Genomic DNA, 738 nt, shown 5'->3' on the forward strand with positions numbered 1-738 from the left:
TGGTCCTGCCGGATTCATACGGGGTTTCACGTGCCCCGCACTACTCGGGATCCGTCTCGGAGGGTGTACCCTTTCAACTACAGGGCTTTTACCTTTTACAGCGGGCCTTTCCAGACCTCTTCATCTACGATACACCTTTGTAACTCCATGTGAGACGTCCCACAACCCCAGGAAGCAAGCTTCCTGGTTTGGGCTAATCCGCGTTCGCTCGCCGCTACTGACGGAATCACGTTTGTTTTCTCTTCCTCAGGGTACTTAGATGTTTCAGTTCCCCTGGTATGCCTCTCATTCACCTATGTATTCAGTGAATAGTGACTGTCAATTACGACAGCCGGGTTTCCCCATTCGGACATCCCCGGATCGAAGCTTGCTTACAGCTCCCCGAGGCATTTCGTCGTTCGCCACGTCCTTCGTCGGCTTCTGGCGCCTAGGCATCCTCCGTGTGCTCTTAGTAGCTTAACCTAGCGTTTACTTGTAAACGCATGCTACTTTTATTGATCTTGGTCTTGCGACACAAGCTCAGCTAAAAGGATTATTCTAAAACGCAATGTTTCGTTTCGGTATCCAGTTTTCAAGGTACAAGGTTGAGAGTTTGAGCTCTCAAAACTGAGCAACGAGTGAGTCACAGGCCGAAACCTGATTTTAAATTTGAATGCTTCCATCGCAGGAAGCGATTCTCCATAGAAAGGAGGTGATCCAGCCGCACCTTCCGATACGGCTACCTTGTTACGACTTCAC

At 49.7% G+C, this 738-nt stretch carries 2 rRNA genes; both read right to left on the reverse strand.

Annotated elements, in window-relative coordinates:
- A 23S ribosomal RNA gene (locus ACE5LO_RS27715) occupies positions 1-462 on the reverse strand; the annotation flags it as partial.
- A gap of 222 nt (positions 463-684) precedes the next feature.
- Positions 685-738: ribosomal RNA gene (locus ACE5LO_RS27720) — 16S ribosomal RNA — on the reverse strand; the annotation flags it as partial.

The organism is Paenibacillus medicaginis (assembly GCF_042138635.1).
GTDB lineage: Bacteria > Bacillota > Bacilli > Paenibacillales > Paenibacillaceae > Paenibacillus > Paenibacillus medicaginis.